Annotated in this window: 23 protein-coding genes; 14 read left to right on the top strand and 9 right to left on the bottom strand. The window is 73.7% G+C overall.

The window, feature by feature from the left end; genetic code table 11:
- Positions 1-155 precede the first annotated feature (155 nt).
- From ACFW5B_RS10840 to ACFW5B_RS10820, 5 genes are all read left to right on the top strand, one after another.
- Positions 156-839 carry a CBS domain-containing protein gene (locus ACFW5B_RS10840; protein ID WP_386436505.1) on the top strand — a complete coding sequence of 228 codons (684 nt, stop codon included), beginning with the start codon at positions 156-158 and terminating at the stop codon, positions 837-839.
- 170 nt (positions 840-1,009) lie between these two features.
- Positions 1,010-1,690, top strand: coding sequence for a CBS domain-containing protein (locus tag ACFW5B_RS10835; protein ID WP_386436502.1), 681 nt, complete (start codon positions 1,010-1,012; stop codon positions 1,688-1,690).
- 112 nt (positions 1,691-1,802) lie between these two features.
- Positions 1,803-2,510, top strand: coding sequence for a response regulator (locus tag ACFW5B_RS10830; RefSeq protein WP_386436499.1), 708 nt, complete (start codon positions 1,803-1,805; stop codon positions 2,508-2,510).
- Positions 2,511-2,602: 92 nt separating this feature from the next.
- Positions 2,603-3,499, top strand: coding sequence for a universal stress protein (locus ACFW5B_RS10825; protein ID WP_386436497.1), 897 nt, complete (start codon positions 2,603-2,605; stop codon positions 3,497-3,499).
- Between the two features lie 75 nt (positions 3,500-3,574).
- Positions 3,575-4,198: a CBS domain-containing protein gene (locus ACFW5B_RS10820; protein ID WP_386436494.1), complete on the top strand. Its 624-nt coding sequence runs from the start codon at positions 3,575-3,577 to the stop codon at positions 4,196-4,198.
- A 12-nt stretch (positions 4,199-4,210) separates the two neighbouring features.
- Here ACFW5B_RS10820 and ACFW5B_RS10815 read toward each other — a convergent pair whose 3' ends face one another.
- Both ACFW5B_RS10815 and ACFW5B_RS10810 read right to left on the bottom strand, forming a co-directional pair.
- The gene (locus tag ACFW5B_RS10815; RefSeq protein ID WP_386436491.1) at positions 4,211-5,455 is read right to left on the bottom strand and encodes a SpoIIE family protein phosphatase; all 1,245 of its coding nucleotides are present in this window, start codon (positions 5,453-5,455) and stop codon (positions 4,211-4,213) included.
- 11 nt (positions 5,456-5,466) lie between these two features.
- Positions 5,467-5,787: a GYD domain-containing protein gene (locus ACFW5B_RS10810; RefSeq protein ID WP_386436489.1), complete on the bottom strand. Its 321-nt coding sequence runs from the start codon at positions 5,785-5,787 to the stop codon at positions 5,467-5,469.
- 292 nt (positions 5,788-6,079) lie between these two features.
- On the opposite strand from ACFW5B_RS10810, the gene ACFW5B_RS10805 reads away from it, so the two are divergent.
- On the top strand, positions 6,080-7,291 hold the full coding sequence (locus ACFW5B_RS10805; RefSeq protein ID WP_386436877.1) for an MFS transporter: 1,212 nt from the start codon (positions 6,080-6,082) through the stop codon (positions 7,289-7,291).
- 208 nt (positions 7,292-7,499) lie between these two features.
- A complete protein-coding gene (locus ACFW5B_RS10800) occupies positions 7,500-8,681 on the top strand; it encodes a sugar ABC transporter permease (protein ID WP_386436486.1) in 1,182 nt (393 codons plus the stop codon).
- Here the strand turns inward: ACFW5B_RS10800 and ACFW5B_RS10795 are convergent.
- Positions 8,671-9,831: an acyl-CoA dehydrogenase family protein gene (locus ACFW5B_RS10795; RefSeq protein ID WP_386436875.1), complete on the bottom strand. Its 1,161-nt coding sequence runs from the start codon at positions 9,829-9,831 to the stop codon at positions 8,671-8,673. The two genes, ACFW5B_RS10800 and ACFW5B_RS10795, sit on opposite strands and share 11 nt — an antisense overlap.
- A 252-nt stretch (positions 9,832-10,083) precedes the next feature.
- Here ACFW5B_RS10795 and ACFW5B_RS10790 point away from each other — a divergent pair, with 252 nt between their 5' ends.
- Positions 10,084-11,844 carry a CoA transferase gene (locus tag ACFW5B_RS10790; protein ID WP_386436873.1) on the top strand — a complete coding sequence of 587 codons (1,761 nt, stop codon included), beginning with the start codon at positions 10,084-10,086 and terminating at the stop codon, positions 11,842-11,844.
- The gene (locus tag ACFW5B_RS10785) at positions 11,841-13,559 is read left to right on the top strand and encodes a class I adenylate-forming enzyme family protein (protein WP_386436483.1); all 1,719 of its coding nucleotides are present in this window, start codon (positions 11,841-11,843) and stop codon (positions 13,557-13,559) included. The genes ACFW5B_RS10790 and ACFW5B_RS10785 overlap by 4 nt, the downstream gene beginning before the upstream one ends.
- A 65-nt stretch (positions 13,560-13,624) precedes the next feature.
- Here ACFW5B_RS10785 and ACFW5B_RS10780 read toward each other — a convergent pair whose 3' ends face one another.
- The 5 genes from ACFW5B_RS10780 to ACFW5B_RS10760 form a co-directional block, all read right to left on the bottom strand.
- Positions 13,625-14,431 carry an ABC transporter substrate-binding protein gene (locus ACFW5B_RS10780; protein ID WP_386436480.1) on the bottom strand — a complete coding sequence of 269 codons (807 nt, stop codon included), beginning with the start codon at positions 14,429-14,431 and terminating at the stop codon, positions 13,625-13,627.
- Entirely contained in the window at positions 14,389-15,252 is an 864-nt protein-coding gene (locus tag ACFW5B_RS10775; RefSeq protein WP_386436477.1) for a metal ABC transporter permease, read from the bottom strand. The genes ACFW5B_RS10780 and ACFW5B_RS10775 overlap by 43 nt, the downstream gene beginning before the upstream one ends.
- Positions 15,249-15,863, bottom strand: coding sequence for an ATP-binding cassette domain-containing protein (locus ACFW5B_RS10770; RefSeq protein ID WP_386436871.1), 615 nt, complete (start codon positions 15,861-15,863; stop codon positions 15,249-15,251). Before ACFW5B_RS10770 ends, ACFW5B_RS10775 begins: the two co-directional genes overlap by 4 nt.
- A 180-nt stretch (positions 15,864-16,043) precedes the next feature.
- Positions 16,044-16,691, bottom strand: coding sequence for a sigma-70 family RNA polymerase sigma factor (locus tag ACFW5B_RS10765; RefSeq protein WP_386436474.1), 648 nt, complete (start codon positions 16,689-16,691; stop codon positions 16,044-16,046).
- Positions 16,692-16,905: 214 nt separating this feature from the next.
- On the bottom strand, positions 16,906-17,661 hold the full coding sequence (locus ACFW5B_RS10760) for a PE-PGRS family protein (protein WP_386436471.1): 756 nt from the start codon (positions 17,659-17,661) through the stop codon (positions 16,906-16,908).
- A 237-nt stretch (positions 17,662-17,898) separates the two neighbouring features.
- Between ACFW5B_RS10760 and ACFW5B_RS10755 the strand changes: the two genes are divergently transcribed.
- The 4 genes from ACFW5B_RS10755 to ACFW5B_RS10740 all read left to right on the top strand — a co-directional run bounded on the left by ACFW5B_RS10755 (position 17,899) and on the right by ACFW5B_RS10740 (position 21,810).
- Positions 17,899-18,693: a PhzF family phenazine biosynthesis protein gene (locus ACFW5B_RS10755; RefSeq protein ID WP_386436468.1), complete on the top strand. Its 795-nt coding sequence runs from the start codon at positions 17,899-17,901 to the stop codon at positions 18,691-18,693.
- Positions 18,694-18,713: 20 nt separating this feature from the next.
- Entirely contained in the window at positions 18,714-19,199 is a 486-nt protein-coding gene (locus ACFW5B_RS10750) for a hypothetical protein (RefSeq protein ID WP_386436465.1), read from the top strand.
- 157 nt (positions 19,200-19,356) lie between these two features.
- On the top strand, positions 19,357-19,563 hold the full coding sequence (locus tag ACFW5B_RS10745; RefSeq protein WP_386436463.1) for a hypothetical protein: 207 nt from the start codon (positions 19,357-19,359) through the stop codon (positions 19,561-19,563).
- A 312-nt stretch (positions 19,564-19,875) separates the two neighbouring features.
- Positions 19,876-21,810 carry a trypsin-like serine peptidase gene (locus ACFW5B_RS10740; protein WP_386436460.1) on the top strand — a complete coding sequence of 645 codons (1,935 nt, stop codon included), beginning with the start codon at positions 19,876-19,878 and terminating at the stop codon, positions 21,808-21,810.
- 82 nt (positions 21,811-21,892) lie between these two features.
- Here ACFW5B_RS10740 and ACFW5B_RS10735 read toward each other — a convergent pair whose 3' ends face one another.
- On the bottom strand, positions 21,893-23,449 hold the full coding sequence (locus tag ACFW5B_RS10735; RefSeq protein ID WP_386436457.1) for a GMC family oxidoreductase: 1,557 nt from the start codon (positions 23,447-23,449) through the stop codon (positions 21,893-21,895).
- A gap of 300 nt (positions 23,450-23,749) precedes the next feature.
- Here ACFW5B_RS10735 and ACFW5B_RS10730 point away from each other — a divergent pair, with 300 nt between their 5' ends.
- On the top strand, positions 23,750-25,816 hold the full coding sequence (locus ACFW5B_RS10730) for a SpoIIE family protein phosphatase (protein WP_386436454.1): 2,067 nt from the start codon (positions 23,750-23,752) through the stop codon (positions 25,814-25,816).
- Positions 25,817-25,820: the final 4 nt, after the last annotated feature.

Below are 25,820 nucleotides of genomic sequence, written 5' to 3'. Positions count from 1 at the left end.
CACCTGGGGCCGCCGCCGGGTGTGCGGCCGTACGGGGGCGGGTGGCCGACCGGCGAAGGAAGGGACCGGACGGCCCCTGTCCGCTGCGGCCCGGCGCATTCCAGGCTGGAGGTGTCATGGGCCGGCCGGCGCCGGCCGGGTTCCGAGGAGGCATCATGCAGAACACTCCGCACCTCGTCAGCGATGTGATGACGCGGACCGTCGCCGCGGTCGACCGGGCGGCGCGGTTCAAGGAGATCGTCGAGACCATGGAGCAGTGGCAGGTCAGCGCGCTGCCGGTGCTGGCGGGGGAGGACCGGGTGGTCGGCGTGGTCTCGGAGGCGGATCTGCTGCCCAAGGAGGAGTTCCGGGAGTCGGACCCCGACCGCCTGGAGCAGCTGCGGCAGGTCGACGACGTACGCCGCGCGGGCGCGCTGACCGCGGGGGAGCTGATGACCGCTCCCGCCCTGACCGTGCGGGGCGATGCCACGCTCTCCCAGGCGGCCCGGATCATGGCGCGCGGGCCCGTGAAGCGGCTTCCGGTGGTCGACGGGCACGGGGCGCTCCAGGGCATCGTCAGCCGCGCCGACCTGCTGAAGGTCTTCCTGCGCTCGGACGACGACCTGGCGCAGGAGGTCCGCTATGTCGTGGGCGAGCTGTTCACGACACCGGTCCGGGATCTGCGGGTCACGGTCGCCGACGGGGTCGTCACGCTCAGCGGCCAAGTCCGGGACACCTCGCTCATCCCGGTGGCCGCCCGGCTGATTCGGGCGGTCGAGGGGGTCGTGGACGTGGAGTTCGATATCAACGCCCCGGCCGCGACGCGGGCCCGGACACCGATGACGGGGCCGCAGCGGTGACGGGCGCAGAGCGTTGCCCGGCCGCGGCGCTGACCGGATCTCGCACTGACCGGCCCGCGGCGCCGCCGGAACCGTGCGCCGCGGCCGCTGCGGCCGGACGTGCATGACCACCACCGGCCGGCCGGGACCCGGTACCCGTGCGCGGTATCGGGCCGTACCGAGGAGGCGACATGGCGGACCGCCCGTACACCGTCGGTGACGTGATGACCCGGGCCGTGGTGGCGGTCGGGCAGGAGGCGTCCTTCAAGGAGGTCGTCGAGACCCTGGAGCGGTGGCGGGTCAGCGCGCTGCCGGTGCTGGCGGGGGACGGCCGGGTGATCGGTGTGGTCTCGGAGGCCGATCTGCTGCCGAAGGAGGAGTTCCGGGCCGCGCAGCCGAGCCGTGTGGAGCAGCTGCGGCGGGTCGAGGAGGTGCGCAAGGCCGGCGGGCGGACCGCGGGGGATCTGATGAGCGCGCCCGCGCTGACGGTGCACGCCGGGGACACCCTGGCCCAGGCGGCGCGGACGATGGCGTTCAAGTCGGTGAAGCGGCTGCCCGTGGTCGACGGCACGGGGCTGCTGGCCGGCATCGTCAGCCGCGCCGACCTGCTCAAGGTCTTCCTGCGCCCGGATGAGGAGCTGGCGGCGGAGGTGCGTACGGAGATCCTCGGCCGGCTGTGCGCGGGGTCCGCCGACGCGCCGGCGGTGCGTGTGACCGACGGGGTGGTCACCCTCGGCGGCACGCTCCGTGACCCGTCGCTGCGTCCCGTTCTCGCGCGCCTGGTGCAGGCGGTCGAGGGCGTGGTGGCCGTGCGGTTCGAGGCCGAAGGACCGGCGCTTGCCGGACAGCGGCGCCGGGCGGACCACGGCTGACGGGGCGCCGCCGGTCGGCGCACGGCCGCTACGGGACCGTTCGGCCTGGCAGGCCCCCGCGCGAGGGGTGACGATGGGGGTGAGACGGACGTCGTACCGCCAAAGGGGCGTCATGAGCGAAGCCGAGGCCTTCTCACCGCACCGGCCGATCCGGGTGTTCCTGCTCGACGACCACGAAGTGGTCCGGCGCGGGGTGGCGGACCTGCTCGATGCCGAGGCCGACATCGAGGTGGCCGGGGATGCCGGGACGGCCGCCCAGGCGTTCGCCCGCGGCCCGGCGCTCCGGCCCGATGTCGCGGTGCTGGATGTGCGGCTGCCGGACGGCGACGGCATCACCGTGTGCCGGGAGCTGCGCTCGCACCTGCCGGGCCTGGCCTGCCTGATGCTGACCTCCTTCGACGACGACGAGGCGCTGCTCGACGCGATCATGGCCGGCGCGGCCGGCTATGTCCTCAAGGAGATCAAGGGCGCCGATCTCGTCGCCGCGGTGCGCACCGTCGCCTCCGGCCGCTCGATGCTCGACCCCGCGACGACGGCCCGGCTGATGAGCAGCCTGCGGGGCGGCGACTCCGACCAGCCGCCCGAGGCGGCGGGGCTCTCCGGCCTGTCCCCGCGCGAGCGGGAGATCCTCGGCCTGATCGGGGACGGATTGACGAACCGTCAGATCGGGCAGCGGCTCTACCTCTCCGAGAAGACCATCAAGAACCACATCTCCCGCCTGCTCGCCAAGCTCGGTGTGGAGCGGCGCATCCAGGCGGCCGTCCTCGCCACCCAGGCCGCCTCGGCACCCGGTGCGGGCGCGGGCCCGCACGGGAACTGAGAACGGGAGCAACGGCGCTGTGCCGCAGGGGCCCGGAGCCCGGGTGACGGGCCGCTGCGGCCCGTTTCCCCGACCATGAAGGGAGGACGGTCATGGAGCCGGACATCATCACCGTAGGGCTCGACGGTTCGCCGGCGAGCCTGGCCGCAGCGCAGTGGGCCGCCGACGAGGCGGACCGGCGCCAGTCGGTGCTGCGGCTGCTCCACGCGTGGGTACCGCTGGCCGCCGAGACGGTGGACACGCCCCCCGAACGTGACCAGAACGCCGCCGCCCGCCAGCTCGTCCGCCGGGCCCTGGACGAGGTACGGGAACGCCGCCCGCACCTCCAGATCATCGAGGAACTGGTGGGGGCGGAGCCGGAACCGGCGCTGCTGCGCGCGGCCGGTGAATCGCGGATGGTCGTGCTCGGCTCGCGGGGCCTGGGGACATGGGAGAGCTATGTGCTCGGCGATGTGAGCCTGAACGTCGTGGGCCGGGCCGAGGGACCGGTCGTCCTGGTACGGGAGGCCGGCCGGGCGACGACACCGCGCCATGTCGCGGAGGACGGCGCGCCACCCGCCCCCGAACCACGGGTCGTCGTCGGCGTCAGCCTCAACGGCCCCTGCGACCGGCTGTTCGCCTTCGCCTTCGACGCGGCGGCGAGCCGCGGCCTGTCGCTGCAGGTCGTCCACGGGCGCCCGTTGCCCGTGCAGGCGTACACCCCGTGGGGCATCGACCCCGATGCCGCGAAGGAACTCACCAAGGAGGCGGACATCGAGCTGCGGGACGCGCTGCGCCCCTGGTGCGAGCGTTTCCCCGGGGTGCTCGTACAGGAGACCGTGCTGCCGGAGAGCCCCACCCGGGCCCTGGTGCAGACGGTCTTCGGCGCGGAACTCCTGGTGGTCGGCCGCCGTATGCACCGTCCCCTGCTCGTACCCCGCGTCGGCCCGGTCGCCCATGCCGCCATCCATCATGTGACCTGCCCGGTCGCCGTGGTCCCGCATGACTGAGCGCGGCCCGCAGCGCACCCCCGCCCATGGGGCCGACGAGATCCGGCCCGGCACAACCGGAGGGACTGGCCAGAGATGAGGCACCGCACCGTGGCAGATCTGATGACGCCGGAGGCCGTCGTCGTCCAACGGGGCACCACGTTCAAGGAGATCGCGCGGCTGCTCGACGAGTACGACATCACCGCCGTACCCGTGGTCGACGACGACTACCAGCCGGTCGGCGTGGTGTCCGAGGCCGATCTGCTGCGCCGGCAGATCGCGAAGCTCGGGGCGACCACCGCCGAAGCGATCATGACGAGCCCCGTCGTGGTGGCCCGGCCCGGCTGGAGTGTCGTCGAGGCGGCCAAGACGATGGAGAAGAAGAAGGTCAAACGGCTGCCCGTGGTCGACGACACCGGACGGCTCATCGGAGTGATCAGCCGTAGTGACCTCGTGCAGCTCTTCCTGCGCCGGGACCGGGCCATCCAGGAGGAGGTGCTGGAGGAGGTGCTGACGCGCACGCTCGGGGTGGCACCGTCCGCGGTCACGGTCGATGTCTCCGACGGCCATGTGACCCTCACGGGCGCCCTGGAGCGCAGAAGCCTGGTCCCGATCGCCGTGCGGCTGTGCGAGAGCGTCGACGGGGTGGTCGAGGTGATCGACCGGCTCAGTTATCTGCGCGACGACGCCGCCACGCATCCCCAGGAGGTGGCGGAGTAGCGTGAACGGCCGCTACAGACGGACGATGACCAGCGCGATGTCGTCGCGGGCGCCGGCGCTGACGCCGAGGCGGGTCAGCAGGGCGTCGGCGAGGCGCTCCGGGCTGAACCGGCTGTAGCGGGCGAGGGCGTCGGTGAGCCGGGCGAGGCCGGTGTCGATGTCCTCGCCGCGGCGCTCGACCAGCCCGTCCGTGTAGAGGACGAGGGTGTCGCCCGGCAGATAGGGAAGATCGGCCTCGGGGCGCGGCTCCTGTTCGGGATGGGCGCCCAGGGGCGGGTCGGTGGCCCGGTCCAGCAGCTCGTGGCTGCCGTCGGTGTGCAGCAGGACGGGCGGGGGATGGCCGGCGCTGCTGTAGGTGACCCGGCGGCCGGCGGTGTCGATCAGCACCTGGACGACGGTGGTGGCCAGCGCCTTGTCGACGGACCGGGCGTACAGGCCGAGCACCTTCAGCGCCCGCGCGGGGCCCTCGACGGAGCGGGCGGCGGCGCTGAGGGCGCTGCGCAGCATGCCCATCACGGCGGCGGCCTCCAGCCCGTGGCCGACGACATCGCCGACCGCGACGGCGAAACCGTCCCCCGGGACGTCGACGATGTCGTACCAGTCGCCGCAGATGTTCAGCGAGCCGATGGCCGGGAGGTAGCGCACCGCGATGTCCCGGTGTCCGGCCAGGTCCGGCGAGTGCAGCATGGCCTCCTGGAGGGTGACGGCGACCTGGCGTTCGCGGGCATGGGCCCGGCGCAGCTCCTCGTTGAGGTGCTGGAGCGCCCGTGCCCGGACATACAGTTCGGCCTCCATCGCCTCCTCCCGTGCGCTCAGCTGCTCGCCGGGCAGCGGACGGGCCTGGCGGGAGTGCACGAACGCGGTCACGTCCTCGACCCGGTGGATGATCCACGCCACGCTGCCGTCCGGCCCGGGGACGGGGGTGTTGATCGTGGACCACCAGCGCTCCTCGAACTCCCCCGGACGCTCCGTGACGGGGATGTCGTACCGCTGCACCGCCATCGTGTCCGGCTCCCCGGTGGACAGCACCCGGCACAGTGAGGGGTGCAGGTTCTGCACGCCCTCGGCGTCGGGGTCCGCCGGGTTGTCGGGGAAGGCGTCGAAGACGTACTGCCCGAGCAGTTCGTCGCGGGTCCGCCCGGTCGCCTGCAGGTACGCCTCGTTGACGTCCACGATGACCAGATCCGGATCGAGGACCAGGCACGCGCTCGGGGTCGCGGCGAACAGCGCCGCATGATCGAGCTCCGGTGTCGGCACGCGCCCGCGGGTCAGGCGCCCGGCGGGCGGAAGCCGACCGACTTCTTGGTGGCCGCGTCGATCTCCTCGACGGTCAGCAGCGGAATCGTCTTGGAGTGCAGGGCGCCGCTGGCGCGGACGGTCATGGCGATGGCGGCCATCGACAGGTCGTCGGGGAAATCGAGGACGCAGTAGAAGTCGGCGTCCCCGTAGGCGAAGTAGACCGACTCCACCGTGCCGCCGCACGAGCCGACCACGTGCTCGACGGCCGCCTTGCGCCCGGAGCCGCCCTCGGCGAGCAGCCCCTTCATGCCCTCGGCGGTATAGCTGGCCTGGACCAGGTACTTCGGCATCCGGTTCTCCCATGCTTCAGCCCATGCGGCAGCGGACCGCGGCACGGCGGTCACACGGCCACCCTCGGCTGCAGGGGACGCGGCGGCCACCGGTGGGCCGCCGAACGGGTGACCGCGCCGCTGTCCGGACGCGTTTCACGGGGCGGGCGCGTTCGTCGCCGGACCGAGGGGGGCGAGGCAACCGGCGGGTATGCGGGGCCGGTGGTTCGTCGGGAACCAGACGTCCGGTCCGTACGACTGACTGGACCGGGGCCCGACGGGAGGGCCGGAGCTGCCGGGAGGGTGTGTGCTGGTGGAACGCGGCGGGGAACCGGAGGCAGCCGGGCCGGACGGGGGCGCCGTCCGGGCCGCGGGCGGCCGGCCGTTGACCGTGCTGCTGACGGCGGCGATGGCGTTCTCCATGCTCCAGCTGTTCGTGCTCGGGGCCCTCGGTCCGCGCCTGGTCGGTGAGTTGGGCATCTCGCGCACGGTGCTGGGGCTGACCACCACGGCGGGCTTCGGGGCGGCGGCCGTGCTGTCGCCGATGGCGGGCCGGCTCGTGGACCGGGTCGGCCCCCGGCGCTGTCTGATCGCGCTGCTGCTGCTCACCGCCGTCTCGCTGGCGCTCATCGGCGCCGTCCCGGGGGCGGGCGTGCTGCTGCCGGCCGTCACACTGGGCGGCGTACCGCAGGCGCTGGCCAACCCCGCCACCAACAAGGTCATTCTCGCCGCCTTTCCGGCCGAGCGGCGGGCCGCGGTGACCGGGCTGAAGCAGTCGGGCGTGCAGTGCGGGGCGTTCGTGGCGGGGCTGCCGCTGTCGCTGGTGGCGGCGGGGGTGGGCTGGCGCGGCGCGGTCTGGGCGGCGGCCGGCACGGCGGCACTGGCGGCGCTCTGGGCGGCCCGGGTGCTGCCGGCCGACCCGTCGCCGGCCGCCGCGGGCCCGCCGGCCGCGGCCACGTCGCCCCGTGCGACCTGGCGGCTGGCAGCCTTCTCCCTACTGCTCGGCTGCGGGATCGCCTCGGTCAACACCTATCTGGCGCTGTTCGGTTCGCAGCGCCTGGGGATGACGCCGACCACGGCGGCGGCACTGGTCGCCGTCCTGGGCGTGGCCGGTATCGGCGGGCGGGTCGGCTGGTCACGGGCGGCGGGGCGGCCGGGCTGGGCCGAGGCGCTGCCGGCGCTGCTGGCGGCCGGCGCGGTGGGCGCCGCGCTGCTGCTCGCGCTGGCGCTGCGGGTGCAGCCGCTGGTGTGGCCGGCCGCCGTCGCGGTCGGCTCGTTCGCCGTGTCGGCGAATGCCGTCTCCATGGTGCTGGTGCTGCGGAAGGCGGCGCCCGGCCGGGCCGGGAAGGACACCGCCCTGGTGTCGGCGGGCTTCTTCGCGGGCTTCGCGGTGGGTCCGCCGCTGTTCGGCGCGCTGGTCTCCGTGACCGGATACGGGCCGGGCTGGCTGCTGGCGGCGGCGGAGTTCGCGGTGGCGTCGGCGATCGCCGTGCCCCTGATGCTGCGTCGCAACGGAGGGGCGTGAGGTCACTTCACAGTGGAGGATCCGATGCCTGACGGAGGACCCGATGCATGAGCGAAGCCATGAGACGACGCAGGAGATGACGCGTGGGAGGGCCCGTGAGGCGACCCATGGGGCGGTGGATGAGAGGACCCGTGGGGTGACGCAGGGGATGACCGGCGGGGCGTCGGATGAGGCGCCTGATGCGGCTCCGCGGGCGACGCCCCGGGCGATGTCACCGGAGACGACCCACGAGCCGGCCTCCGACGAGCCGTGGGCCGATCGCACGTGGGCCGACCGTACGGCGTCCGACCGCGCGGGCCCCAACCGTACGTGGGCCGACCGGGCATGGACGGCCGTGCTGGACCGGACCGGCCGGACCGCGGCCGAGGTGGGTCCGCGCTTTCCGCTGTACGCCGAGCCGGGAAGCGGCATATGGAGGTCCACGTCCAGAGGGTCGTGGACCGGCGGCTTCTGGGCCGGGCTGCTCTGGCTGCGCGCTCTGACGTCCGGCGCTCCCGGCGACCGGTCGGCCGCGGCCGAGTGCACCGGGAGACTGGCGTACTGGGCGGACCAGGACACCGCCACCCGCGGGCTGATCTTCTGGTACGGCACCGCGCTCGCCGCGGGACCCGGGGGCGACGGAGTGGCCGCCGGGCTGCGGGCGGAAGCGGCCCGGTCCTGTCTGGCGGCGTACGACCCGCGGCGCCAACTGGTGCCCTGGGGCGCGGCGTTCGGCGGCCCCAGGATGCTGGCCCGGGTGGACGCGGTGCCGGGGCTGGTGCCGCTGCTGGCGAGCCTGGCAGAGGCGGGGGAGGGAGACCGCGCGGCGTACGGCCACCTGACCCGGCACCTGACGCTGAGCCGCGCCGAGTACCCACCGCGCCCGGCATGGCAGGCCGCGCCCGGCGACGGCTGGACGCCCTGTGCCGAACCCGCGCCGGGCTGGAGCCGTACCACGCCCTGGCTGCTGCTCGGCCTCGCGGACGGACTGCACTTCCTCGCGGACGGGCTCGACTCCCGCGCCGCCGGGGCGTTGTGGGAGGCGGCCGGCCGGCTCACCGCGCCCCGTCTCGCCCCGGCCGCCGGGCTCGTGCCGCCCGCCCAGGAGGGGCAGTGGTCCGGCCCGGTCGACACCTCCGCGGCCGCCATCGAGTCGGTGGCCCTGCTGAAACTGGCCGCCCTGGCGCGGGCCGCGGACCGCGGGAGCGAAGCCGGCCGGCTGACCGCGCGGGCCCGGGAGATCCTGCACCACCTGTGCACCGGCCATCTGTCGGACCGCGGGGCGCTGACCGGCGGGTGCTATGACGCCGCCCGCGACCTCGCCCCGTGCCATGAACTGATCTGGGGTGACTTCTTCCTGGCGCTGGGACTGGCGATCCTCACCGGCCGCACGGAGCCGTTCACGACGTGACCGGGTAGCCGCGCAGCACCCGGCGGGCCACGGCCGTGATGTGCAGTTCGTCGGGGCCGTCCAGCAGCCTGGCCGTGCGGCCGGTGCGGAACAGCCCCGGCAGCGCGGTGTCCGGACCGAGGCCCGCCGCGCCGTGCACCTGGATCGCGGCATCGGTCACCTGCTGCAGCATCCGGGCCGCCGCCACCTTGGCCAGACCGGTCTCCAGCCGCGCGTCGTCGCCCGCGGCCAGCCGGGCCGCCGCCTCATGGACCAGGGGGCGGGTGGAACGGATGGCCAGCAGCGAATCGAAGACCATCTGCTGGACGAGCTGGCGGTCCGCCAGCGGTCCGGCCGACTGGCCCCGCGACCGGGCCCGCAGACACATCAGATCGAAGGCCCGCTCGGCCTGTCCGAGCCAGCGCAGACACCGCAGCACCCTGCCGAGCACCAGCCGCTCCCCGGCGATCCGCAGCGCCTGGCCCGGGGCGCCCACCGCGTGCCCGTGCGGCACGGCGACCCCGTCGAGCTCGATCTCCCACTGGCCGCCGGCGCCCAGCACCGGCAACTCCCGCACCACCGTGAACCCCGCGGCGGCCGTGGGCACCAGGAACAGCGCCAGGCCGTCGGGCCCCTCGTCCTCCGCCCGCGCCAGCACGGTGACCAGATCGGCGTCGCCCGCGCCCGAGGTGAACCACTTGCGGCCGTGCAGCACCCAGCCGCCCGCGGCGTCCGGGACCGCCCGGGTGGCGGTCAACCCCGGTTCCGTGCCGGGGGTTTCGGGCTCGGTCATCGCGTAGCAGGTCCGCACCTCGCCGTCGGTGATCCGCCGCAGGAACCGCTGCTTCACGGACTCGTCGGCATGCCGGGCGAGCATCAGCACATCGAGGAGCGGGGCCGAACCGAGCGCCGCCGGACCGTGATCGCTGGCCCCCTCGGCCTCCGCGACCGCGAAGTAGTGCGGCAGGCCGAGCCCCTGGCCGCCGTACTCCGTCGGCAGTGGCAAGGCCCACAACCCCGCCCGCTTGGCCTCGGCCTGGAGTCCGCGCAGCGCGGTGCGTGCCGACTCGCCACCCGCGTCCAGCACCGGTTCGCACGGCATCACCCGTTCCCGTACGAACGCCCGGACCCGCTCACGCAGCGCGGCGGCCTCCGGCGGGCAGCCGGGCAGCCCGAGTCCGGCGGACCCGAGCGGCGGGTCCGTCGCCAAAAGGTGCTGCCCAGGGGTCGTGGCGTGCACGGCTTCCTCCATATCAGCGGGAACTCGCGGAACCGGCGGTCCGACTTACTGGCCGTGGAGTTGGTCGGCGCCGGACGCCGTCCGGTTCCCGGGTCCGTGTGTGAAGCAGGCGGCGGCCCGCCGCCGGAGAGGAGTGCCGTGGGACACCCCACCGTCATCCGCGCGTCCCGACCGCTGGAAGAGATGACCGTCCGGGTCGCGGGCCCGCCCGCGCTCACCACACCGGCTGCGGCCCATCTGCGGGCGCTCGGCGCGACGCTGACGCCCCGTGCGGCGCAGCCGCCCGGACCGCACACGGGGCCCGCGGTCTTCGAGGCCACGGGCGCGGCGGGCGCGGTCACCGCGCACACCGCCTGGGCCGATGTCCTGCCGGCCGCGGACGCCGTCGACGAGCCCACCGTCCAGGCGGCCACCGGCGTGATGCAGGTGCACGGCAGACGCGACGGCCGCCCGCGCGCTCTCGCCGTCGACTACGCCGCCACCTGCGCCTCCGTGCTCACCGTGCAGGGCCTGCTGGCCGGCCTGCTCGGCCGGGCGCGTGGCGGTGCGGACCCCGGCCAGGTCACCACCGGCGTCGACCGGGCCGCGCTGCTCACCGTCGGCCAGTACCTCGCGGCGGCCAACGCCCCGGAAGCCGAAGCCGTACCGCTGTCGCCGGGAGGGCCGCCGTTCACCGCCCGCTGCGGCACCCGATTCGAACTGGAGGCGCTGGACCCCGTCCCCTGGGCCCGCTTCTGGCGGGACCTCGGTGCCCCGGAGGAGGCGATCCGTACCGGCTGGCAGCCCTTCCAGTTCCGGTACGCCACCGCCTGCGCCCCGATACCCGAGGCCCTGCACCGGACGGCACGTTCCGCGCCCTGGGAGCGGGTGCGCCAGGCCGCCGCGGCCTCGGGCGCGGAGGTCTGCCCGCTGCACGAGCCCGCCGCACTCCCCGGAGCCGCGGCCCGCACGGCGCCCTGGAGCCTGACCCCGCTGACCACCGAACGGACCCCGCCGGCCACGGTCACCGCCACCTCCGCCGCACGCCCCCTCGCCGGGCTGACGGTCCTGGAAGCGGGCCGCCGTATCCAGGCCCCGCTCGCCGCCCATCTGCTCCGCCTGCTCGGGGCGGACGTCGTCCGGATCGAACCCCCGGGCGGTGACCCGCTGCGCGGTATGCCGCCCTGCTGCGAGGACGTGTCCGCCCGCTGGCTCGCACTGAACCGGGGCAAGGACGCGGTACGGATCGACATCAAGTCCGCCGTGGGACAGGCCGAGTTGCGTGAGCTGGCCTCCGGCGCCGATGTCTTCCTGCACAACTGGGCCCCCGGCAAGGCCGAACAGCTCGGCCTCGACGCCGAGCGGCTGGCGGCCGTCAACCCGGGTCTGGTGTACGCCTACACCAGCGGCTGGGCCGGACGGCTGCCCGACGCCCCGATGGGCACCGATTTCATGGTCCAGGCACGTACGGGCATCGGCGCGCTGGCCCGCCCCGCCGACGAACCGCCCGCGCCGTCCCTGATGACCCTGCTCGACGTCCTCGGCGGACTGCTCGGCGCGGAGGCCGTGGTCGCCGGTCTGCTGCTGCGCGAGCGCGGCGGCCGCGGCGTACGGGTGGAGTCCTCGCTGCTGGGCGCCGCGGAAGCGCTCACCGCCCCGGCGCTGCACCGGGCCGCGGCCGGCGGGCAGCTCCGCCGTCCCGCGGGCTTCCGCCGTCCGCTGCCGACCGCCGACGGCTGGATAGCCCCCGCCGATGACTCGGCCACCGCCGTCTGCGCCCGCGCGGCCCGGCTGACGGAACTGTCCTCGGCGCAGGCGCTCGACGGGCTCCGCGCCGACGGACTGGCCGCGACCGAGGTGGCCACCGACCTGGCCGCGCTCCCACAGGACCGGTGCCTCAGCGGTGCTTTCACCCGTGACCCCCATGGCGCCCTCGCCGTCCCCACGCCCTGGAGATTCGCATGACCCACCCGATACACGACCTGGTCCCCGGCACGCTCCGCCGCACCTGGGCGGCGGAGGGACACTGCCCCGATCTCGACCTGTACGCGCTGTTCCGGGCACACCGGATACGTGACCCGCTGCGGACCGCCGTGATCGACGCGCACGGCGAGACCAGCTATGCCGCACTGGACACCGAGGCCCGATGTCTGGCCACCGGCCTCGCCGGGGCCGGTATCCGTCCGGGCGACGTGGTGGGCGTCCAACTGCCCAACAACGGAACGGCGGTGGCCGCCGATCTCGCACTGGCCGCCCTGGGGGCGATCGCCCTGCCCTTCCCGGTCGGACGCGGCGGACGCGAAGCGGTGTCGCTGCTCGCCCGCTCCGGGGCGCGGGCGGTGATCGCGGCCACCGCGTACCGGGGGAGCGAGCACGCCCGGGAACTGGCGGAACGGGCCCCCGCGTTGCCCGCCCTGCACACCGTGATCGCCGCCGGCCCCGGACCCGTCCCCGCCGGATGCCGGTCGCTGGCCGACCTGATGGGGCACGAGCCGACCGGGCACGAGCCGACCGGGCACGAGTGGGCCGGCCAGGAGCGGGCCGGCCAGGAGCGGGCCGGCTTCACCCCCGAACGGCCCGACCCCGACTCCGCGGCCCGCATCCTGGTCTCCTCCGGCTCCGAGGCGGAGCCGAAGATGGTGGCGTATTCGCACAACGCGCTCGCCGGCGGGCGGGGCAACTTCCTCGCCTCGCTGCTGCCGGACGGCACGCCGCCGCGCTGTCTGTTCCTCGCCCCGCTCGCCTCGGCGTTCGGCAGCAGCGGCACCGCGGTGACCCTCGCCCGGCACGGCGGAACCCTGGTGTTGCTGGACCGCTTCACGCCGGAGGCCGCCCTGGAGGCGCTGGCCGCCCACCGGCCCACCCATGTGCTGGGCGTGCCCACGATGGTCCGCATGATGGTGGAACGCTGCGGTACCGGAGGCCGTACCGCGCACGGGCCGACGGCGCTGGTCCTGGGCGGCTCCGCGCTCGACGCGGCCACCCACGACGAGGCGGCCCGGGCCTTCGGCTGCCCGGTGGTCAACCTCTACGGCTCGGCCGACGGCGTCAACTGCCACACCGGCCTGGCGCAGCGGCCCCCGCTCCCGGACGGCGGCCCGGGGATCGTGGTCGGCCGGCCCGACCCCGCCGTCTGCGAGATCCGGATCGCGCCGCCGCCCGGCACGCCCCCGGACGGGCCCGGGGAGATCCTCGCCCGGGGCCCGATGACACCGCTCTGCTACGTCGGCGCCCCCGAGCTGAACATGCGCTACCGCACCGCGGACGGCTGGGTGCGCACCGGCGACCTGGGCATGCTCGCCGCCGACGGCACCCTGCGGGTCGTCGGCCGGCTCAAGGACATCGTGATCCGCGGCGGCGCCAACATCAGCCCCGCGGAGGTCGAGGGCGAACTCTCCTCCCACCCGGACGTACGGGACGTGATCTGTGTGGGCGTGCCCGATCCGCTGATGGGGGAGCGGCTCGCGGCCTGCGTGGTGCCGCGGACCGGCCGGGAGATCACCCTGGCGAGCCTGTGCGCCCACCTCGACACCCGGGGTCTGGAGCGCCGTAAACACCCCGAGTACCTGCTGCCGGTGACCGGCGCGCTGCCCCTCACCCCCGCGGGCAAGCCCGACCGTGCCGCACTGCGCGAGCGGCTCGCCGCCGGGCTCCCGGACGAGCCCGCCCGGACCGGCTGACCGGCCGGGCGGCGGTGGCGCCGATCCTCAACGGTCCACCACCGCCCGGCCCGTTCGTCCCCTGCTCAGGACGCGGCGAACGCCTTCTCCATCTGCTGCGCGGCCGTGCGGTACACCGCCAGCAGATCGAGGTCCTGCCCCGGGTAGTTGGCGATGTTCAGCTGCTTCGCGCCCGAACCGGGCAGCACCGTGCCGGTCGACATGTTCTCGTTGTCGAGCACGAACTCCGGCTTCTTCGCGGACAGTTCGGACAGCCGGCCCGGTGTCACCGCCTCCGGCCCGTATGTCCCCACCAGCCGCGCCCCGGCGAGCTTCGCCGCCCAGGAGGTGAACATCTGCGACGTCACCGCCGGGGCCTTGCCGTCGGGCCAGGTGCTGCGCACCTTCGTGTGCAGCGCTTCCCACTCCTTGCCGAACGTGGTGTTCCACCGCGTGGCCGCCTGCTGCGTCCCGAACGCCTTGCCCAGACGCGTCACATTGGCCGTCGTCTTCGACGGGCTGTTGTCCAGCTTCAGTTCGACCATCTTGGCGTCGGAGCCCGCCGCCTCCTTGATCCGGCCCGCGAAGGGCTCGAACGAGGAGTAGAGGACGTAGTCGGCCTTCGCCACCTTGGTCAGATCGCTCGGCTTGACGTCGTAATCGGGAGCGTGCCGGATCGAGGCGGGGACGATGGAGGTGACGTTCTTCGCCCCGGCGGCCTTCGCCAGCGCCGCTTCCCACACCGTGGTGGCGACCACCACGGGCCCGGAGGACGCCTTGTCCGGCACACCGTCCGCCTTGTCCGAAGCGGCGCCGGAGCCGCATCCCGAGATCAGCAGCAGGCCCGCGCTCAGTGCGGTGAGGGGGCGGACGAGGCCGCGGGTTCGCGCCATGAGGAAGTTCTCCGTTCAGGGATGAGATGGGCTACGAGGGCGACCGCACCCGCAGCGAGGACGAGGACCGGGCCCGGTGGCAGGTCCCAGGCCAACGAGGCAAGAAATCCGACGACGTTCACCACCAGCCCGATGCCGATCGCCCACAGGGTGATCGACACCAGCGAGCGGCCGAGCCGGCGGGCGGCGAGCGCGGGCAGCAGGGTGAGCGCGTCCACCAGCAGGGCCCCGGTCAGCCGGATGGCACCGGCCACCGCGACCGCCACCAGCACCAGGAGCAGCACGGTCAGCCGCTGCACCGGCACCCCGGAGCACAGCGCCAGTTCCCGGTCGTGCAGCAGCAGTGACAGCTCCCGGCGTCGCCAGACGAACAGCGCGGGCAGGGCCACCGCCAGCGCACCCAGCACCGCGAGGTCGGCGGGCCGCACCGCCAGGATCGATCCCCACAGCAGCGCGAAGGCCCCGTTGGCGTTCACCCCGGACAGCGCCAGCAGCAGCAGCGCGGCGGCGATGGCCAGACTCATCAGCAGCCCCATCGCTCCCGACAGCCCGTCCGCGGTCCGCGCCAGCGGCGCCACCCCGGCTCCGGCCAGCGCACAGGCCACCAGCGCACACAACACCGGGTCCAGGCCCAGCAGTTGACCCGCCGCGATCCCCAGCAGCGCCACATGCATCATCGCGAAACGCACCGGCATGATGTCCAGCCCGACGATCACCACGCCCACCACCGGCAGCCCGAGAGCGGACAGCAGCAGACCGGCCCCGGCGCGCTGGACCGGTACGAGTTGCAGCAGGTCGGCGACCTGTCCGAGCGCACTCACCGGACCTCCCGCAGCCGTCCGGCGGCCATCTCCAGCGTCCGGTCGCAGCGCGCGGCCATCGCCCGGTCGTGGGTGACCACGAGCACCGTCACCGGCAGCGTGGTGAGCACCTCGGCGGCCTCCTCCTGCCCGCTGAAGTCCAGCGCCGCGGTCGGCTCGTCGGCGAGCAGCACGCCCGCCCCGGCGGCCACACACCCCACCGCCCGCGCCAGATGCATCCGCTGCAACTGCCCGCCGGACAGGCTGCTCAGCGGACGGTCGGCGAGCCCGCCCACTCCGAGCCGGACGGCGGCGCGCGCCGCATCCTCCGGGGCGCCGCTGCTCGCCAGCAACTCCTTCGCCAGCAGCGGGAAACGCCCGGCCGCCGGGCGCTGCGGTATCCAGGCGCAGGCCCGTCTGCGCCAGGCCCACTCCGCCGCGCTGCGGCAGCCCCGCCGCCCGACCAGGATCTGGCCGTCGACCTGCCGGTGCAGCCCCAGCACGGCCCGCAGCAGCGTCGTCTTGCCCGAACCGTTCGTACCGGTCAGCGCGATCCGTTCGCCGGCGGCGACCTCCAGATCGACCCCGCGCACGGCCTCCAGACGGCCGTGCCGGCACACCACGCCCTGCATCCGTACGTCGAGACCGGACGGCCTGCTCCCCTGCCGGGCCACCAGGGGCTCCGGGTGTTCATAGCTGCGCTCCACAGCCCACTAGTCGGCCCGGCGGGCCGTCGAGTTCCCGGCGACCGCACATCATCCGCACCGGGCCCGGGGCCGCCACCGCCCCGGGCCCGGCACACGGTCACGGCATCAGGCAGAGGCCTTCGAAGCGGACACCCGCCACGGCGTACCGAACCCGGCCGGCGCCGCGTCCCGCTCGGTGCCGGCCGCCCGCCGCGACGGGGTGCCCTCGGCGGAGTCCAGCAGCGCGATCAGCGTCTCCCGGGCCCGTGCCACCCGGGACCGCACGGTGCCCACCGGACACCTCGCCACCGAGGCGGCCTGCGCATAGGGCAGCCCGAGCAGTTGTGTGAGCACAAACGCCTCCCGCCGCGCGGGCGTCAGCGCGCCGAGCAGATCGGCCAGCACGATGCCCTCGTCGAACCCCGGCAGGACCTCCGGCTGGGCCTGTTCCGCCATGGCCTGCCAGTCGTCGAGCGCGGCGATCCGGGGCCTGGCCCGGTTGGCACGGATGCGGTCGGCGACGGTGCGGCGGGCAATCGTCAGCAGCCAGGTACGGGCCGAGGACCGGCCCTCGAAGGAGGGGAGGCCCCGCAGGGCCCGCAGATAGGTGTCCTGGACCAGGTCGTCCGCCGCCTGGAAGTCACCGCTCAGATGCGTGACATAGCGCAGCACATCGCGCCGGGTGGCCCGGACGAACTGCTCGACGGCGGCCTCGTCGCCGCCCCGGCCCTCCAGCGCCCACCTGGTCACCAGGGCGTCCTCAGCCGCACGCATACGAGACCTCCGCTCCCTGGCACAGTTCCACGGGCACGGTGAGGGGCACGGGTATCTGTGATTTCCGCATCCGGGCAGGCGTCATCATCATCGGTAGTCCTTCGCTGGAGCCGGTCGCTGCGAGGGTGCCGGGACCGGGGAGGTCGGGCGGGCGCTGAGGACGGCGCCAAACATGCGCGCGCGGTCCGTCCGCGGCCCGTAGGGCGCACTGCTGTCAGGGGACAGCCGGCTCCAGGGGTGGGCCCCGTCGCGAGACGACATGGACCAGAAGCAGCCTCGGCAAGGCGCTATGGGGTGCCCGCGCCGCCTCCCGCTCCTCGGGCGGAAGGGTCGGCAGCACGGGCTGCAGTACGAGCCGGAGCCGCGGCACGAGGGCCAGGGACACCGTCCGCACCAGCCGGAAGACCGCGCGCTCGCCGCCCCACATCCACCACACGCTCAGCGTCGCGATCAGCAGATGCGCCGCGAGCATCGGGCCGGCGCCACCCGGCGCCCCCGCATGCGCCACATGCCCCATATCAGCCATCCGGCCGGCCATCGGCAGACCACCGAGGTGCCCGGCCGCCTCGACGACCGCCTGCCCCGCCGGCCCGTCAACCAGCCCCGCACTCAAGCCACGTGAACTCCGCACCTCATGCAGGGGCACCCCGCCACCGCACCGCAGCGATTCCCACCACAGTGTGGCCCAGGACAGCTTGCTGTGCCCGGAGTGGTCGATGGCCTGCCCGAGGGCGAAGACGGAGTGCAGCGTCGCCTGAGTCCCCACGGTCAGGGCCGCCACGGCCAGCGGGCCGCGCTCACGGCCGGCGAAGCACCAGGCGCCTCCGGCGGCCCCCGCCGCGGCGAGGAGCAGCACCCGCCACGGCAGCACCGCACCGGAGGTCAGCACATGTCCGACAGCCGTGAGCAGCACGCAGACCACCGCGAACGCGATGGCCCGCAATCCCCTGAGTACGTATCCGGCTTCCATGGCGAGAACAGCTTGCCCCTCCAGTGGTCCGTCAGACAGATGAGGCCCAAAGATGCTCACTTCCGGAGCGAAAATGGCTGCTGGAAGGGGTGGCGGACTACGGCACATCGAGGGCGGACCAGCCACCCAAAGGCGTACCCGACACCGTCGCCGGACAGCGTCCTCGACGCCCCCTGCACGGCCGCACCACGCGTCTCCCCGAGACGCACCACGGCCACAACCAGTAGCGTCGGGCGCATGCGCGCCTTCATCGTCGATGCCTTCACCGACCGGCCCTTCGCCGGAAATCCCGCCGGGGTGTGTCTGCTGGACGCTCCGGCCGACGCCGCCTGGATGCAGCGGGTCGCCGCCGAACTCAACCTGTCGGAAACCGCCTTCGTGCACCGGACCGCGGAGAACACCTACGGATTGCGGTGGTTCACCCCGACCGTGGAGGTCGACCTGTGCGGACACGCCACACTGGCCACCGCCCATGTGCTCCACACGACCGGAGGCGCCGCCCCTGACGCGGCCCTGCACTTCGACACCCTCAGCGGTGTCCTGACCGCCCGTCGCCACCACGACAGCGCGCATTCCCTGGACTTCCCGGCGGACGCACCGACCGAGGCACCCACCCCGCCCGGCCTCGCCGAGGCCCTCGGCGCCGCGCCGCGGTGGACCGGCCGGGCCCGGCACGATCTGCTCGTGGCGCTGCCGGACGCCGCAGCGGTACGGGACCTGGACCCGGACACCGCCGCGCTGGCGGCCTTCAGCGGCCGAGCGGTCATCGTCACCGCGAGCGCCCCCGACGGCGCCGACCACGACTTCGTCTCCCGCGTCTTCGCCCCGGCCGCCGGCATCCCCGAGGACCCCGTCACCGGCGCCGCCCACTGCGTCCTCGCGCCTCACTGGGCCGGGCGGCTGGGCCGCACCGCACTGGCCGGCGTCCAACTGTCCCCGCGCGGCGGCCGGGTGGGCGTCGAACTGCACGGCGACCGGGTCACCCTGCTCGGCCGGGCCGTCACGGTCTTCGACGGCGCACTGATGTCTTGAGGCCTACGATGACCGACGCCATGACCACACCGCGCTCCGGGCTTCTTGCCGATGCCCCACTTGAGCAGCTCTTCCCCGAAGCGGGGCCGCAGGACCTGGAGGTGATCCGGCGCGAAGCCGCACGGCTGGATGCGGCACTCGGCCCGCTGGGCCCGGCCCGGTGGGAGTGGGAGCCCGGGGTGCTGGTCACGGACCTCACGGTGGGCGAGGACGACCCCGTCGAGTACACGCTCCAGGTGGACTGTTCGGAGGGCGCCGGCCCGTGCGTCTTCGCGGGGGTGAGCGTGGCGTGCGGATGCGCGGAGGACCATCGGACGCACCTCGTCGACCAGGCCCCCGTCTACCTCACGGAGATGACCTCCCTCCACGAGGGAACGGAACTGGGCACGGCCTTCTCCTTCGCGGCCTGGGAGCTGGCCGGCTGGCTCGCCCGTCCCAGGGACGCGGCCCGCTGGCGGGCCCTGAACGGACTGCCGGCGCCCCCAACGGCCGCCCATGGAGACTGACATCGGCGGCCGGCCGGAGAGGTGACGGAGTTGGACGACGCCATGGGCTACTCGGACGCCGATGCCGCCGCGCTGTATGACCTGTTGAATTCGTGGGCCCCCGGGCGGTGGCCCGCCGACGGCTTCTACGACGGAGACCCAGTCGGTCATCGGTGACGTGGTCACCTTCACGGGGACGACGGCCGCGGCCGACGGCACCGTGCTCCGCGTGGACCGGACCAGTCTGCGTTTCCTCGATGCGGCGCGGCTCGACGTGTTCCTCGCCGACGCGGGCCTGGCCGTTGTGGCCCGTTACGGGGACTGGGGCGGCGGGCCCCTCACCGAGACGAGCCGGGAAATCATCACGATCGCCCACCGTCGATAGGTTGTCCGAATTCACCCGCGGTTTCGTGATACCTTCCTCACCGCTTCTTCACGCTGTCATCACATCCATGGGGGGACCGCGGATGCGGCGAGGGCGGGGGCAGTTCAGCCCCTGCGGACGGTCCGCGCCATGCTCGGCAGCGGCCCGTACACGCCATCCGGCGCTCGACATCAGCAGGATGCGCCCCGCTGATCCGCCGGCGGGCCCCGTCAGGAAGCGCAAGCACCACCGAATCCCCGGGCCGGGAACGCACCGTCACCCCCGGCTCCCCAGCTGAACCCGGTCGCTTGCGACCCTTCAACGGACAGGCTCATGAATCGAATACCTTGGGTGCGCGCGGCCGCCGTCGGCGCCGGCGCCTCGATCGCGCTCGCCGTTCCGATGCTCGCCGCTCCGGCCCTCGCCGCGCACCGTCCGGCACCGGACGCCCGGACCGCGCCCGCCCATGGCCCGGCCACACCGGCCGAGGGCCCGGCGACGCCCTCTCACGACCCGGTGAAGCCTTCCCCCGGCCCGGTGAAGCCGTCCCGGGGCGTGACACCGGAAGACATCCGCAGGGCGCAGGAGATGGAGCGCTACTGGACCCCGGAGCGCATCCGTACGGCCGTCCCCGTGGATGCCGTGCCCGCCGGGGAAGAGAGCCAGGACCTTCCGGTCTTCCCCGGTGTGGCGGGCCGGAGCGCGCTGTTCGCGCCGAGCCGTCCGGTCGCGGCGGGCGTCGCCACCGTCGGGGTCTTCCTCATCCGCAGCGAGGACGGCTCGGCGACGCCCAACCAGTTCTGCACCGCCAGCGCCGTCACCTCGCCGACCAAGAGCCTGGTGCTCACCGCGGCCCACTGCCTCAAGGGCGACAAGCCGTACCGCAACGTCGCCTTCGTGCCCGGCTACCGCGGCGGGGCCGCACCGGCCGGCCGGCCCGGCGAGCAGCCCTATGGCCTCTTCCCGATGCAGCCGGGCAAGGCGTGGCTCGACGAGCGGTATCTGTCCTCGTCACCCAGCGACGATGTGGACTTCGCCGTGCTGCGCGTCGGACCGAACTCCCAAGGGCAGCTCCTGGAGGACGCCGTCGGCCGCGGTAACACCCTCACCGCCGTGCCCGCCGGGAAACTGGCCCGCCGTGCGGTGACGCTCACCGGCTACCCCGGGGGCAAGCAGACCCCGCTGCAGTGCACCAATGGAACCAAGGCCTTCCAGGGCCGGTTCATGGAGATCAGCTGCGACGGCTTCCGTACCGGGGTCAGCGGCGGTCCGTTCCTGGAGGACTTCGACGGCAGCCGCGGCAACCTCGTCGGCGCCATCGGAGGTTACAAGACCGGCGGGCTCCGGGACGACATCTCCTACAGCTCGCAGTTCGACGACGATGTCTTCCGGCTGTACCGGCAGGCGGTCGCGGACGCGGCACCGGACACCGTCAACCCCCTCGGGGACGCGACGACATGGGAGCACGCCACACAGGTCGTCACCGGACGGTTCCACTCCCGCTCGGTACGCGACAACACCGGCGACCTGATCGTGCGCTGGTCCGACGGTGAGGTCTCCCTCTACCCCGGCAACCGCGCCTACGGCCTGGGCAAGGACATCCGGCTCGCAAAGGACGTGGCCTGGAAGCAGGCGAAGGCCGTGACCGCAGGGGAATTCACCGGCAACAGCACCGATGACCTCCTCGTCCGCTGGGCCAACGGCAAACTGACCCTCTACAAGGACGTCAACGAGACCAACAAGCTCACCAAGAAGATCCAGCTCAAGGTCCCCAACGGCACCTGGAAGCACGCCAAGGGGCTCACCGCCGGCCGGTTCGTCGGGGCCGGCACCCGCCGCGACGACCTCGTGGTGCGCTGGTCCGACGCCGAGGTGACCCTCTACACCGATGTGGACGCCCGGGGCCTGCACGCCGAGAAGCAGCTCGCCAAGCCCAAGAACACCACCTGGTCCCACGCCCGCGACACCGTCGCCGGTGACTTCGCCGCGGCCACCGGCGGCCAGGATCTGTTCGTCCGCTGGTCCGACGGTGAGGTGACCGTCTACGAGAAACTCGGGGCCAAGGGCTTGAACGCCGAACACCAGCTCCTCCCCGCCAAGTCCGTATGGCGCCACACCAGTCTGGTCACCGCCGGAGCCTTCGGCGGCGGTCCCCGGCAGGACGACCTGCTCGCGCTCTGGCCCGGCGGCAAGCTCGCGATGTACGACGACACCACGGCCACGACCGTGGGCCGCGAACGGCTGCTGGTTCCCGCACGGATCAGCTGAACCCGCGTCGCATGCCGGCGACAGCCTTCCGGTCCCACGTGCGGGGCCGGAAGGCAACGGCGTTCCGGTCAGGCCGTTCCGGTCAGGCCGGTGCCGGAAGGCCGCGGATCAGATCCGCCGCCTTCTCCGCGATCATGATCGTGGGCGCATTGGTGTTGCCCCGCACCACCGTCGGCATCACCGAGGCGTCCACCACCCGCAGACCGCTGACCCCGTGCACCCTGAGCCCGGAGTCCACCACCGGGCCGATCGAGCAGGTGCTCGTCGGGTGGTAGAGGGTCTGCAGCTCGCGCCGGGCGTATTCCAGCAGCCCGGCGTCGTCCGTGGAGCGGGGGACGCGGAAGTCGGCGCGACGGTGCTTGCGCAGGCTGGGCCGGTCGGCGATGTCCAGCAGCAACCGCAGCGCCCGTACCGCCGTGGCGCGGTCCTCCTCCGTGGTCAGGTAGTTGTGCAGGATGTGCGGTTTGGCGCTGGGGATCGCCGACCGCAGCGAGACCTTGCCCCGGCTGGTCGGGGCGAGCAGCACCGCACCGAACATGAAGGCGTGGTCGGTGACCGGGCTGATGCCCTCCTCGTGGAACATCACCGGAGTGGCATGGACCTGGACGTCGGGAGCGTCCAGCCCCTCACGGGTGCGGTGGAAGCCCCCGGCCTCACCGACGTTGGAGCTCAGCGGACCGCGGCCCTCGGTCTCCAGCAGGCGCACATTGTCCGGCGTCTCGGCGGTCAGCAGGCTCTCGGTGTCGGTCAGGTAGGAGAGACCGATGTGCGGATGGTCCTGGAGGTTTTCCCCCACCGGGAGATCCACCCGGGGCGTGATGCCACGAGCCGTCAGCTCGTCCGCCACCCCGATACCGGACAGCATCAGCAGCTGCGGGGAGTTGTAGGCACCGGCCGACAGCACCACCTCCCGCTCGGCCCGCCGCTGCAGCAGTTCACCGCCCCGTTCCAGCTCGACCCCGGTCGCGCGTTCGCCGTCGAACAGCACCCGGGTGCACTGGGCACCCGTCAGCACCTCCAGATTCGGCCGCTCCAGAGCCGGCCGCAGATAGGCGACGGCCGTGCTGCAGCGCATCCCGTCACGCTGCGTCAGGTGGTAGTAGCCGACGCCGTCCTGCTCCGGACCGTTGAAGTCGGCGGTGAAGGGATGCCCGGCCTCCCGGGCGGCCGCCACGTAGGCGGCCACCAGCGGATGCCGTGAGCGGCCCTCGCTGACGGTCAGCGGCCCGCCGGTCGCGTGCCACGGCACGCTCTCGCCCTGGAAGTCCTCGGCGCGCAGGAAGTAGGGGAGGACGTCGTTCCAGCCCCACCGCTCCGCCCCGGCGGCGGCCCAGGCGTCGTAATCGCGGCGGTTGCCGCGGATGTAGATCATCGCGTTCATCGACGACGAACCGCCGAGCATCCGGCCCCGGGGCAGGAACCGGCGCCGGCCGTCCAGCCCCGGTTCGCAGTCGCTGAGGTAGCTCCAGTCGTACTTCGTCTGGAACAGCTTGCTGAAGGCGGCCGGCACATGGATCTCCGGTGCGTCGTCCACCGGCCCGGCCTCGACGAGGAGCACACGGGTGTGCTCGTCCTCGGTGAGCCGGGCCGCCAGCACACACCCGGCCGACCCGGCACCCACGATGATGTAGTCGTACACCCGTACCCCTCACGCAGCGCTCTTACGGACCCCTCCACCCAAGCCGCAACGGCAGGCCGGCTCACACCGGGAATCCGGCCAATGTCCGGGCCCGCGGACCGGCCGCGGCACACATCGGCGACCCGCTCACCGGCCGGAACGGCCGCGCACGGCCGCGCACGGCGGCCCTGCGGCCGCTCGACCCCGGGCCGGTGCCACGCCGAGTGTCCGCACCCGGGGGACGGGCGCAGAATGAAAGAGCCGCTCCGGTGTCCGCAGGGCGGCGGGGCCACCGTGCGCGGCGGGTGGAAGGACAAGCCGGTGCCAGCAGATCGGCCGAGCGACGAGCAGCCTCGCGGTCCGCTCTGGTCCGAGCCCGGGTCGCTGCTGGAACATGTCGCCGTCGCCGTGTTCGGCCTCGATGACGACAACCGGATCTGCTACTGGGGCCCAGGGGCACAGCAGCTCTTCGGCTACCGCGCCGACGAGACCCTGGCGCATCCCGGCGCCCTGCTCTTCCCCGACGCCTCCGGTGACGGCCCGGACACCTGCGCCCGCCTGGCCGACCGCGCCCGTACCGAGGGCTACTGGCGTGGGCGGCTGCCCGCCCGGCATCTCGACGGTGAGGTATTCGACTGCGGCTTCCGGGTCTTCCCGGTGGCCGGCGTCGCCGGACGCACGGTGGTCATGGGGCTGGCGAGCCGCGGCGCCGAACTGGACCGGGTGAAGACCAATCTCGCCTTCCTCGACGCGCTCTTCGAGACCTGCCCCATCGGCCTGGTCATGCTCGACGAGGAGCTGCGCTACGCCCACCTCAACCAGGGGCTCGCCGACATCAACGGACTGCCCATCGAGGAACACCTCGGACGCCGCATCACCGAAACCATGATCACCGCGGACGGCGGCGAGTACGAGCGGATGCTGCGCGGCGTCGCCGAGGACGGCAGACCCATCGCGGGCGTACGGGTCGGGATGCGCACCCGGGGCCATCCGGACCGCGACAAGGTGCTGTCGGTCAGCTTCTTCCCGCTCTCCCGGGCCGGGGGCACCCGCCCGGGAGTGGGCGGCGTGCTGGTGGACGTGACCGACCGGGAACAGGCCATCGTGGAGGCGACCGCCACCCGGCAGCGGCTGGCCCTGCTGGACCGGGCGTCCGCGCGGATCGGCACCACCCTGGACGTGCAGGTCACCGGCCAGGAGCTGGTCGACGCCGTGGTGCCGGTCTTCGCCGACGCGGCCGTGGTGGAGCTCGTGGAATGGCTCGACGAGCGCAAGGCGTTCGATCCGGCGCTGCCGGTGATCACCCGCCGGCTCGCCCACGGCACCGTACTGCCCCCTCCCGCGACGGAGCTGGTCGGCGGGGTGGAAGGGGTGCACTACCCGCCGGGCTCCGCCATCCACCGGATGCTGCGGACCGGCCGCCCGATCGCGGTGCCGGTGAACCGGGAGTTCATGCTGCGGACCGTGCTCGACGAGGAGCGCGCCCGGGTGCTGGCCGGCAGCGGTCTGACCTGTCTCCTCCTCGCCCCGCTCATCGCCCGGGGAACGGTGCAGGGCATCGCCATCTTCGGCCGGTCGGCGGCCAGACCGGCCTTCACCGAACAGGACCTCAGCCTGGCCGGGGAGCTCGCCTCCCGGGCCGCGCTCTGCCTGGACAACGCCCGGCTCTACAGCCGGGAGCGGAACATCGCGCTCACCTTCCAGCGGGCGCTGCTGCCCAGCCATCTGGGTCCCTGCCCCGCCCTGCACGTCGCCCACCGCTATCTGCCCGGCAGCCAGGTCACCGAGGTCGGCGGCGACTGGTACGACATGATCGCCCTGCCCGAGCAGCGCGTCGCCCTGGTCGTCGGCGACGTCATGGGACACGGCGTCTCGGCCGCCGCGTCGATGGGCAGGCTGCGCATCACCGCCAAGGCACTGGCCCGGCACGACCAGGAACCGGAAGAGCTGCTCACCGAACTCGACCACTGCGCCCAGGAGGCGGGCATCGAACTCGCCACCTGCCTCTACATCCGCTACGACCCGGTCACCGGCCGCACCCGGATCGCCAGCGCCGGCCATCCACCGCCGCTCCTGCGCTACCCCGACGGCCAAACGGACCTCGTCGACGAGGTGCTGGGCGTCCCGCTCGGCGTCGGCGGCTGTCCCTTCCGGTCGACGGAGCTGGACCTGCCCGACGACACCACCCTCGTCCTCTACACCGACGGCCTCATCGAGGCACGGGGCCATGACATCGACGACGGGCTGACGGCGCTCCGCACCGAGCTGAGCCGGCTTCCCGACTCACTGGAAGCCGCCGCGGACCACATCCTCGCCCGCCTCGTCCCGCGCTTCCCGGCCGATGACACCGTGTTGCTCCTCGCCCGGGTGCACCGCCTGCGGTGGTGACGGC

This window comes from Streptomyces sp. NPDC058773 (genome assembly GCF_042746015.1).
GTDB lineage: Bacteria > Actinomycetota > Actinomycetes > Streptomycetales > Streptomycetaceae > Streptomyces.
Note: the sequence above shows the minus strand (reverse complement) of the source record. Positions and strands in the feature narration are given on the sequence as shown.

What these genes read in the sequence shown, in the direction of transcription:
- ACFW5B_RS10840 (WP_386436505.1), top strand. Translation starts at nt 156, where the DNA reads ATGCAGAACACTCCGCACCTCGTCAGCGATGTGATGACGCGGACCGTC.
- ACFW5B_RS10835 (WP_386436502.1), top strand. Translation starts at nt 1,010, where the DNA reads ATGGCGGACCGCCCGTACACCGTCGGTGACGTGATGACCCGGGCCGTG.
- ACFW5B_RS10830 (WP_386436499.1), top strand. Translation starts at nt 1,803, where the DNA reads ATGAGCGAAGCCGAGGCCTTCTCACCGCACCGGCCGATCCGGGTGTTC.
- ACFW5B_RS10825 (WP_386436497.1), top strand. Translation starts at nt 2,603, where the DNA reads ATGGAGCCGGACATCATCACCGTAGGGCTCGACGGTTCGCCGGCGAGC.
- ACFW5B_RS10820 (WP_386436494.1), top strand. Translation starts at nt 3,575, where the DNA reads ATGAGGCACCGCACCGTGGCAGATCTGATGACGCCGGAGGCCGTCGTC.
- ACFW5B_RS10810 (WP_386436489.1), bottom strand. Translation starts at nt 5,787, where the DNA reads ATGCCGAAGTACCTGGTCCAGGCCAGCTATACCGCCGAGGGCATGAAG.
- ACFW5B_RS10800 (WP_386436486.1), top strand. Translation starts at nt 7,500, where the DNA reads ATGTCACCGGAGACGACCCACGAGCCGGCCTCCGACGAGCCGTGGGCC.
- ACFW5B_RS10790 (WP_386436873.1), top strand. Translation starts at nt 10,084, where the DNA reads ATGACCGTCCGGGTCGCGGGCCCGCCCGCGCTCACCACACCGGCTGCG.
- ACFW5B_RS10785 (WP_386436483.1), top strand. Translation starts at nt 11,841, where the DNA reads ATGACCCACCCGATACACGACCTGGTCCCCGGCACGCTCCGCCGCACC.
- ACFW5B_RS10780 (WP_386436480.1), bottom strand. Translation starts at nt 14,431, where the DNA reads ATGGCGCGAACCCGCGGCCTCGTCCGCCCCCTCACCGCACTGAGCGCG.
- ACFW5B_RS10770 (WP_386436871.1), bottom strand. Translation starts at nt 15,863, where the DNA reads ATGCAGGGCGTGGTGTGCCGGCACGGCCGTCTGGAGGCCGTGCGCGGG.
- ACFW5B_RS10765 (WP_386436474.1), bottom strand. Translation starts at nt 16,691, where the DNA reads ATGCGTGCGGCTGAGGACGCCCTGGTGACCAGGTGGGCGCTGGAGGGC.
- ACFW5B_RS10760 (WP_386436471.1), bottom strand. Translation starts at nt 17,661, where the DNA reads ATGGAAGCCGGATACGTACTCAGGGGATTGCGGGCCATCGCGTTCGCG.
- ACFW5B_RS10755 (WP_386436468.1), top strand. Translation starts at nt 17,899, where the DNA reads ATGCGCGCCTTCATCGTCGATGCCTTCACCGACCGGCCCTTCGCCGGA.
- ACFW5B_RS10750 (WP_386436465.1), top strand. Translation starts at nt 18,714, where the DNA reads ATGACCACACCGCGCTCCGGGCTTCTTGCCGATGCCCCACTTGAGCAG.
- ACFW5B_RS10740 (WP_386436460.1), top strand. Translation starts at nt 19,876, where the DNA reads ATGAATCGAATACCTTGGGTGCGCGCGGCCGCCGTCGGCGCCGGCGCC.